This is a genomic window from Pseudothermotoga elfii DSM 9442 = NBRC 107921, from assembly GCF_000504085.1.
Taxonomy (GTDB): domain Bacteria; phylum Thermotogota; class Thermotogae; order Thermotogales; family DSM-5069; genus Pseudothermotoga_B; species Pseudothermotoga_B elfii.
In genome coordinates, this window is record NC_022792.1 from 945,016 (window position 1) to 958,010 (window position 12,995).

The following is a 12,995-nucleotide window of genomic DNA, read 5'->3' on the forward strand; positions in this document are numbered from 1 at the left end:
ATGAGAGCATGGTGTCTCTTGGAGATTTGTTGTCTATCGCTTTGAAAATCGAAGCGAGTGGTTATGAGTTTTATTCAAATTTGTCCCGGCAGCATAGTGATAGTTTACAAAAATTCTTTTCAGATCTTGCCGAACAGGAAAGGCAGCATCAGGAGATTTTTAGAAAACTCATTGAAGACGATAAGAAGAAGAATGCCTCATTGAGCAACTGGATTGAAGAAGAGACCGCAGGTTATTTGAAAAGTCTTGCAGATGTTTCGATTTTCCCAAATATAGAGAAAATGAAAACAAATATGACATCGCAGGATGCTTTGAATTTTGCTATAGGAGTGGAGAAAGATAGCATCATATTTTATTCAGAATTAATTCCCTATATCGAAGAAGAAAAACAGATTATCAAAGAAATTATTGCTGAGGAAAAAAGGCATCTGATGGATCTTCTTTCAATCAAACTCTGAGTATCTCGATTATTCTTGGGCGAAACTTCTTTCTGAATTTTGTATCATAGAACCTCAGAAAGAAGTAATACGCAGCTACAGCAGCAGTTGATATCAAAAGTCCTTCGATTTCATTTAGCAGAGAAATGGTTGTTATAAGGCTACCGACAAAAATTATCGTGGGCAGGGTATAGACAAGCATAGCAGTTTTGATGCTGCCTGTCGCGGGAGTCTCCACTATTACTTTATCTCCAGTTTTCAGATCAAACCCTGCCTTTTGTACTTCTAATCGAATCTTCTGAGATTCGCCAGTACAAAACATGTTTGCTGGACATTTACCGCACATTGAGGTCCTTTCTTTTTCGAGAATAACTGTTGATTCTTTAACCTGTGTTACCACCATCGTCTCACGCGCCATCTTTTGTCTTCCTCCAATCTTGATTCAATTTTTTTTCTTATGACTCTTCTTAAGTCGTACATATTCACACCGTTTGTTCTAAATGCGTTGTTTCTTGATAAATGGCTGAGAGTGTTTATTGCAAGCCTTATTGCGGGAACATATCTTTTTGTTCTCACTCTCAATAAAAATCTTAACACAGATGCCCTCAAGAATCCTGCTGCTAAAAACATAAATTGAATTCCAAAAATCGGTATTCCTAAAATATTGAAACTTAAAGAAGAGAGTATTTTTGCAACTGCTCCTCCTACCAAGGATCCTATCAGCCCTCCAATTCCCCCAAATACAGAATAAATTGCAAAATAAGCGGGGGATGAACTGCTTGCGACTTCCATCGGCAATGTCAAGAACGATAGATTTATTGCTGACCAAGCTATGGCGCTCATTACAGCATCAATCAACATCATATATCTCCATGTTGCCTGATTCATCAAGATCCAGAGAGGGGAGATGAAACAAGCTATGAAGACACCAAGTACTGCTGTTGTCTTATGACCATGCCTATCTGAAAATTTTCCCCAGAAACCATAGAATATCATGGCAACCACGCTGTTTATAACTGTCGTGAATCCTATGTATGAAAAAGGAACATTCAAATTTTTCAACAGGTGAAAACTGAAAAATGGTGAGCTGAAAGCTATCACCGCATTCCACATTAGATAAAAGATGCACAACCTCATAAAATTGAAATCCTGAAGTACAAGTTTTGTTTCAACCAGAGCCCCGGAACTCTTTATAGGTACATCGGGGACTTTTCTCAAAGACCAGAGAGAAATAAGCATGCCAAGCATGCCGGCGGCTATTACTAGTTCATATCCAAGTGGATCTTTGAACTTCTCGATCAAGAGTGAATAGCCATAGAAAGCAACCAGTGTAGTTAGAGATATATATACATTTCTCTTACCAAAAAACGAACCACGCTCTTTCTCAGGTATTAGATCTCTGACAAGAGATGTCCACGCATTCCCGGCAAGAGTTCCAAATATCTGTGAAATGGCAAAAACTGTTATGAAGACCGCAGGGTTTCTGTTTGGAAACAAAAGAAAAATCATTAACAAAATCCACGGAGATCTTGAAAGGAGGTTGAAAACATTTGTCATAAACCTTCGTTTGGGAAATTTCTTTATGATTACTGGTGAAATCACCTGAAAAACCTGAGCTATCATTGGAAACGATGCACTGACACCTATTAAAAATTCATCCAAGTTAAATGCCAATGCAAGTCCAGTAAAAATTGCTCCTTGTATAATGATGCTGTAAAGCGTTGAGGCAATACCTTCTAAATTTAGATATAATCTCACCCTTTTACCACGCCCATTGGTATTAATCGCGCCACTCTTCTCGCGATACCTACTTTTTCAACAATATCTACAACTTTATCAACATCCTTGTAAACAGCCGGAGCCTCCTCGATTAATGTTCTCTTTCCTTTACTCATTACTTCTATATTTTTCTGCTTCAGTTCATTCATCAATTTCTCGTAGTTCAATGTTTTCAGAGCAGCCCGTCTTCCCAGAAGTCTACCAGCACCGTGAGCAGTACTTGCATACGAGATCTGCTCAGCCTTTTTTGCGCCAACAAGTATGTAAGATGCGCTCCCCATACTTCCCGGGATCAACACAGGTTGGCCTGTTTCAATAAATTTCTGTGGTAAGAGATGATTTCCAGCCCCGAGAGATCGTGTTGCACCTTTTCTATGAACTATCATTTTTCTTTTTTCATACTCTTCGATTTTTGCAATGTTGTGAGCCACATCGTAGAGAAGCCACATATTTTTTGAAGGGAAAGTTTTGTGAAAAGCTAACTGAATCATGTACGAAATCATTTGTCTATTTGCAAATGCATAATTTGCAGCACAATTCATGGCACTGAAATATTTTTGCCCTATTGGGTGGCTGAATGGGGCATTAATCAGTTGTTTGTCAGGTAAATTTTTGTTATGTGAGCTGAGATTATCTCTCATAATTTGAATATAGTCAGTTGCTATTTGATGGCCAAAACCTCTGCTTCCGCAGTGTATACAGACGGCTACCTGACCTTCAAAGATACCGAATATATCTGCTGTATCTTTGTCAAATATGCGTTCGACTTTCTGAATTTCTATAAAATGATTTCCTGCTCCAAGGGTACTTAATTCATCGAGCCCTCTTTCAAAAGCTTTTTTCGAGACATCCTCGGGGTCAGCCGGGCTGAGTTTTCCACCGTCCTCGATATTTTCTAAATCGCTTTTGCTGCCATAACCCTGATCTACAGCCCATTGAGCACCATAGATACATATTGAGCGCAAATCTTTTTTGTTTATCTTTACAGCTCCGCTCGCCCCGACACCAGCAGGAACAGATCTGTATATTTCCTCAATTAGTTTTCTCAAAACTGGTCTTGCTTCTTCTTCATGAAGAGAAGTTAACATTAATCTCACGCCACAATTTATATCAAATCCGATTCCTCCTGGCGATATGATTCCGGTTTCAGTATCAAAGACCCCCACGCCCCCAATGGGAAATCCATAACCCCAGTGAATATCAGGCATGGCGATCGCCGCTATAATTCCTGGTAACTGTGTAACATTGACTATTTGCTGAAGAGCCTCCTTGAATTCTGGATTATCAATAGTCTCCTGATCAGTGAAAACCACTGCATCAACGTTAACGCCTTTGATTCGATAGATAAATCTCTCAAGGCGTTTAATATTCAATCGAATCACCTCTGATTTAGATTATGCAACTATTAATGTATTAGTCAAGGGAGTAATGTTCTGGAAGGAAAACCTGGAGGCGACGGTGGGATTCGAACCCACGCATAGGGATTTTGCAGACCCCCGCCTTAACCACTTGGCTACGTCGCCACCGAAAATATTATACCACGGTAGCAAAGATGTTCAAGAGAGAGATCAGGTGTTATCATAAAAATATAGAAAAAGAAATTAAGGAGGAATGATCACGGTGTGGGTTTATGTTGAGGATTTGAAAGATTATATTGGCCAGGAAGTTGAGTTACGCGGTTGGGTATGGAATATCCGATCAAGTGGTAAAATTCATTTTCTTCAATTTAGAGATGGAACAGGCTTTGTTCAGGTAGTGGTCGAAAGATCAGATGTGGGTGAAGAGGTCTTTGAAGTGGCAAGCAAATTGAGAATTGAATCCAGTGTTATTATTAGGGGTAAAATCGTCGAAGACAGGAGATCTCCGTATGGTGTGGAAGTGCATGCAAAAGGTATTGTTCCGGTTCAGATACCAGAAGAACCATATCCCATCTCGAAAAAAGATCACGGAATAGACTTTTTAATGAGTTACCGCCATTTGTGGTTACGTTCGCGCAGACAGTTCCATATCCTTAAAGTTCGTGACGCCATGCTGACAGCAATAAGACAGTTTTACAGGCAAAGAAATTTTGTCTTAATAGATACCCCCATTTTTACTGGAGCTATAGGAGAAAGTGCAGGCAATCTTTTTGAACTCGATTATTTTGACTATGGCAAAGTTTATTTGACTCAAACCGGGCAGTTATACCTGGAAGCAGCTTGCATGGCTTTTGGAAAAGTGTACAACCTTGGTCCAACTTTCAGGGCAGAAAAATCGAAAACCAGGAGACATCTTATAGAATTCTGGATGCATGAAGCTGAAGTTGCATATTACGAACATGAGGACAATTTAAGGCTGCAGGAGGAGCTTGTATCATACATAGTGAAATATGTTTTGGATAATGCATCAGAGCATCTTATTGCGCTTGGAAGAGATGTATCAAAGTTAGAAAAAGTGTGTGTCCCATTTGAGAGAATAACTTATGATGAGGCAATCAAGTTATTGCAGAAAAATGGTTCTGATATACGTTGGGGTGACGATTTCGGGGGCGATGAGGAAACAATAATTGCCTCGAATTTTGAAAAACCGGTTTTTGTTACGCATTATCCTCGCAAAGCCAAGGCATTTTACATGCAACCAGATCCACATAAGCCTGAGGTTGTATTGTGCGGGGATCTGCTTGCTCCTGAGGGTTATGGAGAGATAATAGGTGGTTCACAGAGGATACATGATTATAATCTCCTACTCGACAGGTTGAACGAGTTCAATTTGCCTGAGGATAAATACCAGTGGTATCTTGATCTTAGAAAATGGGGAAGTGTGCCACATAGTGGATTCGGCTTGGGTATTGAGAGAACAGTTGCCTGGATTTGCGGGTTAGAACATATAAGAGAATCGATACCATTTGCAAGAACATTGTATAGAATTTACCCATGAAAGGAGAAAAAAATGAATTTTGTTCAGCAAAATCGAGAAGGTGATGCAATACTCGTTTCGTTGAGGCCAGATACTTTGGAAGACTATATAGGCCAGGAAGAAGTAAAGAAAAAACTTTATATTGCTATGAAAGCTGCAAAATTGAGAAACGAACCACTTGATCACATACTTTTTTCTGGGCCACCAGGACTTGGAAAAACAACGCTCGCATTTGTCATAGCTAAGGAAATGGGTAAAAATATTCACATTACGAGCGGACCAGTTCTTGAGCGGCAGGGTGATATCGCTGCAATATTATCAAGTATAGAAGAGGGAGATATCCTTTTCATCGATGAGATACATCGAATAAACAAAGCAGTGGAGGAAGTTTTTTATTCTGCTCTGGAAGATTATAAAGTTGACATAATGATAGGAAAAGGTCCAACGGCCCGTTCTATCAGAATAGGGTTAAAGCCATTCACACTTGTTGGAGCAACCACAAGAAGTGGGTTATTAAGTTCTCCTTTGAGAAATCGCTTTGGAATGATACTTGAGTTGCAATTTTACACAGTGAAAGAATTGATGGAAATAATTAAAAGGGCCTGCAAGATAATGAATATAGAAATAGAAGAATCGGCAGCCCAGTTAATCGCTTCAAGGGCACGTGGAACTCCAAGAATAGCACTCAGACTTCTCAAGAGAGTGAGAGATGTTGCCACAATTAGGAAAGAGAACAAAATAATTTCTCATCTGGTCGAAAAAACGATGGATATTTTGGAAATAGATAAACTCGGTCTGGACGAAATGGATAGAAAAATCTTGAGAACCCTGATTGAAATCTATGATGGCGGTCCTGTTGGAATAGAAGCTCTTGCGGCTACTTTGAATTTAGAGATTGATACACTGAAGGAAATTCATGAACCTTATCTTTTGCAGCAGGGCTTGATTATACGTACCCCAAGAGGAAGAGTGGCAACTGGTATTGCTTACGAACATCTTGGGTATCCTTCAAAGATTTCAGGAGGTTTGTTCGATGAGTCTTTACGAAAATCTGATGAAAGTTAAGAAAAAGATTGATCAATCAACGGCTAAAAGTGGTAGAGACCCGGATTCGGTTGTGCTTATTGCTGTCACAAAGGAAGCTGATATGGATTCTATCAGGCAGATACTTGAATTTGGTATAAAAAATCTTGCAGAAAATTATGCCCAGAAACTTGTTCGAAAATCAGAGCAATTTACGAATGCCATCTGGCACTTTATTGGAAGAATTCAAACAAATAAGCTGAAGTATATAGTTCCGAGATGCGAATACATACATTCTGTTTGGAGAGAAGAAGAATTGAAAGAAATAAACAAAATAGCGGAAAGATTCCAGAAGATTCAAAAAATTTTGATCGAAGTGAATGTCTCAGGTGAACCAACAAAGGCTGGCGTTGACCCAATCAAGCTGGAAAAGCTCCTGAAAGCTGCTTCTTCCCTTAGCGCTGTGCAAATAGTGGGATTAATGACTATGGCCCCGTACGTTGAAAACCCTCAGGAGGTTCGATGGATTTTCTCAAAGCTCAGGCAGCTTAGAGACATATATAGAAAAGATTTTCCATCCCTGGAGCATCTTTCTATGGGGATGAGTAATGATTTTGAAGTGGCGTTAGAAGAAGGAGCAACTATGATCAGAATAGGCAGAGCTATTTTTAAAGGAGAGTGAGTGAAATGTTCGTGATCTCTAATCTGATCCTGGCAATTGCGAAGGTTCTTCAAATTTTTATTTATTTTGAGATGACATGTGTTATTGTGTCTACGATTCTGAGCTGGATTACACCATACCACTATTATCCTTTAAGGCAATTTGTTGATGGTGTTTCTTCTATTATAATTAAACCTTTAAGGAGGCTTATACCACCGATAGGACCGGTAGATATAACTCCAATGGTTGCTATTTTGATCCTTACCTTTCTTGATATCTTCCTTGTGAGGACATTGATAGATTTAGCGGGGGTGCTGCGTTGAAACCCTCAGCAGTGATTTATTATCGGAACGACAAAGAAAAAGAAGCGAGAAATTTATCTCAAAAGATAAGTTCACACATACTGATTAACCAGATTTGCCAGGCTGAAGAGCAAGTGATTTCTAAAGGGTGCGATTTTGTCATAGTTGTAGGTGGAGATGGAACAGTAATAAAAGTCGCAAAGTTCACTACATGTCCTATCATTGGATTCAAGGCAGGTAGAGTTGGATTTCTTGCATCGTATAAACTTGAGGAAATAGATAGATTTCTCAAAGATCTATCGCAACAGAGATTGTTGATGGAAAAAAGATTCATGCTGACAGTGAAGGTAAATGAAGTAGATTATGATGCGGTAAATGATGTCGTTTTTCATCTTCCTTCAAGACGAATGGGAGAATTCAGGCTGTCTTTTGACGGATGCAGCGATTTACTATTTTTTGCAGACGGGATACTTATATCGACTGCAACAGGTTCAACTGCTTATAATCTATCTCTCGGAGGAGCTATTGTCACACCAGTGAGCGAGGTTATTCAAATTATGCCCATTGCTCCGTACTATTTGCAGAACAGGAGCATTGTCGTCCCAAATGAGCAAAGGATTACAGTTGATACTCTTGACATCTGTGAAGTAATTGTTGATGGCGTGATTGTGGGAAAGGTGAACTCTATTACTGTGCAAAAATCGAACAAGCATTTCACTTTACTCAGACCCGATTATTATGATTTTTTTGCTGTGCTGAAAGATAAAGTTGGCTATGGAAAGGGTGTTACAAATGAAGTGGATCGTGGATGAAAAGATGGAACTTTTTAGAAAGGCTCTCATGAAAATGGGATGGTATACTGAAAAGATGTTTTTGAATGCGATAGAGGCTCTTGAAAATAAAGACTCAAAATTGGCCAAACAAGTAATAGAAGATGACAACGTTTTGGACGGAATGGAAATTGAACTGAGAGAAGAAGCCGCGGTGATGATGGGCATTCATACACTTATTGGCTCTCGGTTGAGATTTGTAGTTGGCAGTATTCAGCTTGCCAATATCTTTGAACGTATTGGTGACAACGCAAGGAGAATATCGCAAATTACCATCACTTTACTTAGGGAACAACCTCTGAACACCTCAGGCATTTTAAAGTTGGGAAAATTGACTTCGAATATGTTGAAAGAAAGCATCAGACTGCTCGCAGATTTACAACCGGAAGGGGCTTTTGTGATATGTTCAAAAGATGCCGAAGTCGACGAACTATATCAGGAAATCAGAAGCGAACTTTTGAATTCCATTAGAAATAAACCAGATCAAATAGAGAAAAATATGCTTCTCGCAGAGATTGCTCAACGAATAGAGGAAATTGCGGACCTTTCAACAAATGTTGTTGAGACAGTTTTATATATAGTTACCTCAGAAGCTTATAAATGCTTTCGCGATGAAATGAAACTTTTTAAGCAAAGCGAAGGTGTTCTGTTTGGGAATATTGACTAAATATATAATCAAACTTTCTGTGGGCCCTATGCTCATAGGCCTTGCGGGATTTGTTATTTTTGTCAGTGTTGAGATACTTTATCAACTATCTGATTTGATAGTTCGACATAGAGTTGGAATATTTGTTTTGCTGAAAGTTCTGTATTATTACCTTCCATATTTTGTGGCACTTGGGATTCCTGTTGGCATTCTGCTTTCAATATTCTGGGTTCTTTCACAGCTTTCAACAGATCATGAATTAATGGCATTGCAAGTTCATGGAATATCATTAAAAGTTTTGATTGTTCCTTTTTTGATATTATCAATAGCTTTGAGTTTTGTGACTTATGTACTGAGCGATAGAATAGTACCTTTGTACAATCAAAAGGCAGACAGTGTGATTTCGAAATACGTCTATAAGAGACCTGAAGTATTTATAAGCGAAAATGTTCTAACAAAAATTGATGAGAGCCAGTATTTCTATGTAAAGAAGTACGACAGACAAAATGGGATTCTTGAGGATGTAGTGCTTTTCAGAAATGAACCTTCTGAGGAGGAGATAATAACAGCAAAAAGGGTTGTTAAAGAAAAAAACAAATGGTTCATGTACGATGGGAAAATGTACAGAGTTGATAAAGATGGTGTGCTGAGATTTGATATCAGTTTCAACAAAGTTGAGCTTGACCTTCAGGAAGATATAGAATCTATAATGCGCGTCGGCAAAACGCCAAAGGATATGAGAAGCGAGGAACTCAAGGAGCGAATAGACACTTTCAAAAAACTTGGAGTGGATCCAGCCCCGTGGATTGTGGAACTTCACACGAGATATTCGCTTTCGCTCGGGCCAGTGATAATTGTGCTTGTTGGAATTCCTCTTTCACTTATGTTCAATCTCAAGAGCAAATCATGGGGTGTGATACTGACATTTGTTATAGTCGTTTTGTATCAGGGTAGTGGAGCGTGGCTTGGCGCTATGGGAAAAGAGAGGCTGGTTGATCCAGTCACTTCGGCATGGATGCCGAACACGATTTTTGGTGTAACAGGTGCTCTGCTCTTTTTACTCCTCGATACACCTGCCAGCTATAAAATAAAGGAAAGCCTTTCCAAGTTGTTTCTTATAGCTGTACTTTTAATTTCTTCGGTTACATTTTCTTCACAACTTCCAAATTTAACTGTGACTGCGAGTTCAGTAACTTACGATGCAACTTCACTAACATTCTCAGGAGATGTGATAGCGACTTTCAAAGAATCTCAAATTCAATGTGAATCTCTCACAGTTTATATAAACGATAAGGGTGCAGCAGAGAAAGTTTTTGCCTGCCAGGATGTCATATACAGAAAAGAAGATACACTTATCAAATCAAATACACTTTTATATACATTTTCAACTGAACATATGCTTCTTGCAAAAGTAAAAGGAGAGACAATCTACACCGATGAAGAAAAAGTTGAACACAAAATTTATTTTTATGGTAATACTATGCAAAAAGATCAGTCAGAATACGAAATAGAAAGAGGATATTTGACAACATGTGAGCTTGATCATCCACATTACAGGTTGCAGGCTTTGAATGTTGAATTAAAAGAAAATGAATATCTTGCTGCATATAACGCAATATTTTATATACTTGATATTCCTACAATTTACTTACCTGTTTATTTTGTATCACTTAAAGATGGTCCTCAACCATTCGCGGTAAGATTTGGCTACTCGAAGGACGAGGGATTATCATTTGAAAGTGAATACAACGTTACATTCAATGATGGTAGCATAGGAGCAAAAATAGGATGGATTGAATCGGGTTCTGAAAATGGGAGGTACGCGCAATTTGATTTGCAAAAGAAATGGAAGGATTTCAAGATAGATTCTTCTTACTATGTTCGCCAGCCACTGGATCAATCAGAAATTGAATACAGCCTTGATAGTGTTTTTTCCTATTCGAGTGGTATTTCAACAAAAATGAGGATGCTTTTTACAGATGAAAAGAGCTATATCTATTATCAGATTTCACCGATTAAGGAACTTTCTCTGGAACTTTCCAGATTGAGAACTTCTAATAGCGTGTACTGGGTCCTGCCATATATTACGTTGAAAAAAATATCTCTCTCTGCCTCACCTTTTTCTCTCAGTGTGAATTCTTTTTACCACAGAAGTACTGTCGAATATTCAGAAGGTTCATTGCTTGATCACCTGAAAGAAATTGACAGTCTTGGAAAACTTAACGCGACGCTTTCAATCAATCTTCCATCGCCATTCTCAACCTTTACGACGAGTTTCACGGGTTTTTATGAGATTGAGCAAATGAACTTCACAGAGAAAACCTACCTTTTGATAGATTCGAAATTGCCTCTGAAAACGGCGAGATTTTCTCTCGCATGGATGGATTTATCTGTTACGAATAATATTTATTCTGGTGTCCGGTTATCTATTAATAAAGACCCGGCTTATAGAATAGCCGATGTTTTTGAAGCCGGATTGACACTTAAGCCATTGAATTTTTTGAGTTTCTCGACGACATATTCCCGAACAGGTGTTCTTTCAAATGATATCTATTCTGGTTTTTCAAATTCTGAAGATGAATCTGAACTTCAGTTTCTTGCCAAGTTGAATGTGCCTACAACCTTGTTTCAATTTTCCACAACTTATGATTTACTCAATCGACAGTGGGATGATTTGATATTCAAGACGAGTACGGCATTCAAATTAGGATCAGTCGGCTTTGCCTTATACAGTAACACTGTGTACAAAACCCTCAGCGAAAAATTGTACAAAACTGATTTTGATTTCAATGTTTCCTACAAGACCCTGAAACACACAACAGAATTTACCTGCTACTATGGAGAGCAAACACCCGTTGATTTTATTACAAATACATTGACGATAAAAGGAATGGATTTTTTCTTTATGAAAAATCCAGATTTGAAAATCATTTATAAACTCACTCCATGGCCAGTGGATCTGCTGTCAGTAGAAGCAAAGGGTAGTTTCTATGTTGATGAAACCAGGCATGAATTTTCAGGTTTATACATAAAAAGCTCTTCAAGATTTAGAATCTCTTACGATTTCTCAGGTGCAGATCCATCTTTTGGAGTTTTTCTTGATCTCTATACTGATTCATGGACCGTGGAAAGTTTTGATGTTACAGTCAAGAAAGATCTTCACTGCTGGGGTTTAATTTTCGAGGGGCAGTTTTCTGCAGACCCGGCTTTTTCTGTTGAAAAATTGGCGTTTAAATTTTATATAAAAGAATTCCCAAAAAAGAGTTTTACTGTAGATCCCGTTACCGGTGATTTCAATATGGACGTCTTTTGATTTGACTGAGCTGTATTTTAGTGTTATACTAAAACCATGGAATATGAAAAATAGTGCTTGACATATCTGATCGTTTTATGGTATAATATTATTTAGCAGGGTTAAAGCCCTGCTTTTGTTTTTTAGTGGGTGACACAATGAAATTGATTAAATTGCTATTTTTTGTTTTTTCATTTTTTGTCGTTACTTCCTGTGTTGAAAGTACTATTACTCAAATTGATACGGATCTCATTCGTTATATTGCTGTTGCGTATAATAGGGGTCACAATCTAAGCCTGGAAGAAATCTCCAATCTCATTAGCGAAATCAGTTATGATGATGATGTACTCATAAATTACATGTACTTTGTCGGAAAGATCAGCCTTGAAGAGCTTTTACAGCAGCGTAAAGAACCTTCGATATACGATGAGCGCATAGTTTCATATCTAAAATCCACGTTATCCGAAAACGGATCTTCAGAATTACTGATCATTGATCACTTTGATGAAAATATCCCGGTTGAAGATCCAGAAGATTTTCTGAATCCGGAAGCTCGCGTGAATGATTCGCTATCTGAAAGAGTTTATGAACTTATAAAATATGATTATTTTTCGAAAGCAATGTTTTATCAGTGGTACAAAAAGTTTTATGATGAAGAACTTTCAGAGAGCCAGATTCGTAAATTTGCAGAGTTTCTTGTGAAGGTTGCAGAAGGTTATTCTTCTCTGACGGTAAAAAAAATAAGCCAAGTTGATTCGGAGTTTTTTCTACAAGAAGTAGATCTTGGATCTGTGCCCACAGAACTTGTGCTTGCAATTGCCTATGAGGAGTCAAGATTTTTTCCCGCTTCATTTAGATCAGAAATATCTGATGACATCTATGCTATTTCGCTTGGATTAACTCATATACTTCTCGACGCAGATTCTCTGGATATTTCATCGCAGTACAGTGACATAGGAGATGGAAATAAACGATATTGGACTTTTGAGTTGCTTGCCTTGCATTATTTTGAAGGTTTCTCAGGAGAAGATCTTCTCCAAATTCGAAGCGCCTTTCTTTTTGCGCGTACTTACCTTAGTTTGATAAAATGCAAGATAGAGTTAGAACTTTGCAAACAATAACTGTGATAA

The 12,995-nt window shown here is 38.2% G+C and carries 12 protein-coding genes and 1 tRNA gene; 9 read left to right on the forward strand and 4 right to left on the reverse strand.

From position 1 onward, the window contains the following. Nucleotides 1-8 precede the first annotated feature (8 nt). Nucleotides 9-458: a ferritin-like domain-containing protein gene (locus TEL01S_RS04655; protein ID WP_012002970.1), complete on the forward strand. Its 450-nt coding sequence runs from the start codon at nt 9-11 to the stop codon at nt 456-458. On the opposite strand, the gene TEL01S_RS04660 is transcribed toward TEL01S_RS04655, so the two are convergent. The 4 genes from TEL01S_RS04660 to TEL01S_RS04675 all read right to left on the reverse strand — a co-directional run bounded on the left by TEL01S_RS04660 (nt 448) and on the right by TEL01S_RS04675 (nt 3,739). Continuing rightward, nucleotides 448-855, reverse strand: coding sequence for a SoxR reducing system RseC family protein (locus TEL01S_RS04660; RefSeq protein ID WP_012002971.1), 408 nt, complete (start codon nt 853-855; stop codon nt 448-450). The two genes, TEL01S_RS04655 and TEL01S_RS04660, sit on opposite strands and share 11 nt — an antisense overlap. Next, nucleotides 831-2,195: an MFS transporter gene (locus TEL01S_RS04665; protein ID WP_012002972.1), complete on the reverse strand. Its 1,365-nt coding sequence runs from the start codon at nt 2,193-2,195 to the stop codon at nt 831-833. The genes TEL01S_RS04660 and TEL01S_RS04665 overlap by 25 nt, the downstream gene beginning before the upstream one ends. Continuing rightward, nucleotides 2,192-3,589 carry an RtcB family protein gene (locus TEL01S_RS04670; RefSeq protein ID WP_012002973.1) on the reverse strand — a complete coding sequence of 466 codons (1,398 nt, stop codon included), beginning with the start codon at nt 3,587-3,589 and terminating at the stop codon, nt 2,192-2,194. Before TEL01S_RS04670 ends, TEL01S_RS04665 begins: the two co-directional genes overlap by 4 nt. A gap of 74 nt (nt 3,590-3,663) precedes the next feature. After that, nucleotides 3,664-3,739 (reverse strand) — tRNA-Cys (locus tag TEL01S_RS04675). 97 nt (nt 3,740-3,836) lie between these two features. Between TEL01S_RS04675 and asnS the strand changes: the two genes are divergently transcribed. From asnS to TEL01S_RS04715, 8 genes are all read left to right on the forward strand, one after another. Beyond that, on the forward strand, nt 3,837-5,132 hold the full coding sequence (asnS, locus tag TEL01S_RS04680) for an asparagine--tRNA ligase (RefSeq protein WP_028843247.1): 1,296 nt from the start codon (nt 3,837-3,839) through the stop codon (nt 5,130-5,132). A 12-nt stretch (nt 5,133-5,144) separates the two neighbouring features. Continuing rightward, nucleotides 5,145-6,176: a Holliday junction branch migration DNA helicase RuvB gene (ruvB, locus tag TEL01S_RS04685; RefSeq protein WP_012002975.1), complete on the forward strand. Its 1,032-nt coding sequence runs from the start codon at nt 5,145-5,147 to the stop codon at nt 6,174-6,176. Further along, a complete protein-coding gene (locus TEL01S_RS04690; protein ID WP_012002976.1) occupies nt 6,145-6,816 on the forward strand; it encodes a YggS family pyridoxal phosphate-dependent enzyme in 672 nt (223 codons plus the stop codon). Before ruvB ends, TEL01S_RS04690 begins: the two co-directional genes overlap by 32 nt. A 5-nt stretch (nt 6,817-6,821) precedes the next feature. Further along, complete coding sequence (locus TEL01S_RS04695; RefSeq protein WP_012002977.1) at nt 6,822-7,118, forward strand: YggT family protein; 297 nt, start codon at nt 6,822-6,824, stop codon at nt 7,116-7,118. Further along, entirely contained in the window at nt 7,115-7,909 is a 795-nt protein-coding gene (locus TEL01S_RS04700) for an NAD(+) kinase (protein ID WP_028843246.1), read from the forward strand. The genes TEL01S_RS04695 and TEL01S_RS04700 overlap by 4 nt, the downstream gene beginning before the upstream one ends. Next, the gene (phoU, locus tag TEL01S_RS04705) at nt 7,890-8,594 is read left to right on the forward strand and encodes a phosphate signaling complex protein PhoU (protein ID WP_012002979.1); all 705 of its coding nucleotides are present in this window, start codon (nt 7,890-7,892) and stop codon (nt 8,592-8,594) included. The genes TEL01S_RS04700 and phoU overlap by 20 nt, the downstream gene beginning before the upstream one ends. Then, complete coding sequence (locus TEL01S_RS04710; RefSeq protein WP_232504376.1) at nt 8,569-11,886, forward strand: YjgP/YjgQ family permease; 3,318 nt, start codon at nt 8,569-8,571, stop codon at nt 11,884-11,886. The genes phoU and TEL01S_RS04710 overlap by 26 nt, the downstream gene beginning before the upstream one ends. A 137-nt stretch (nt 11,887-12,023) precedes the next feature. Further along, nucleotides 12,024-12,986, forward strand: coding sequence for a hypothetical protein (locus TEL01S_RS04715; protein ID WP_028843244.1), 963 nt, complete (start codon nt 12,024-12,026; stop codon nt 12,984-12,986). Nucleotides 12,987-12,995: the final 9 nt, after the last annotated feature.

Bases quoted from the DNA above. Each gene is read 5' to 3' on its own strand.
- TEL01S_RS04655 (WP_012002970.1), top strand. From the start codon at position 9: ATGGTGTCTCTTGGAGATTTGTTGTCTATCGCTTTGAAAATCGAAGCG.
- TEL01S_RS04660 (WP_012002971.1), bottom strand. From the start codon at position 855: ATGGCGCGTGAGACGATGGTGGTAACACAGGTTAAAGAATCAACAGTT.
- ruvB (WP_012002975.1), top strand. From the start codon at position 5,145: ATGAATTTTGTTCAGCAAAATCGAGAAGGTGATGCAATACTCGTTTCG.
- TEL01S_RS04690 (WP_012002976.1), top strand. From the start codon at position 6,145: ATGAGTCTTTACGAAAATCTGATGAAAGTTAAGAAAAAGATTGATCAA.
- TEL01S_RS04695 (WP_012002977.1), top strand. From the start codon at position 6,822: ATGTTCGTGATCTCTAATCTGATCCTGGCAATTGCGAAGGTTCTTCAA.
- phoU (WP_012002979.1), top strand. From the start codon at position 7,890: ATGAAGTGGATCGTGGATGAAAAGATGGAACTTTTTAGAAAGGCTCTC.
- TEL01S_RS04715 (WP_028843244.1), top strand. From the start codon at position 12,024: ATGAAATTGATTAAATTGCTATTTTTTGTTTTTTCATTTTTTGTCGTT.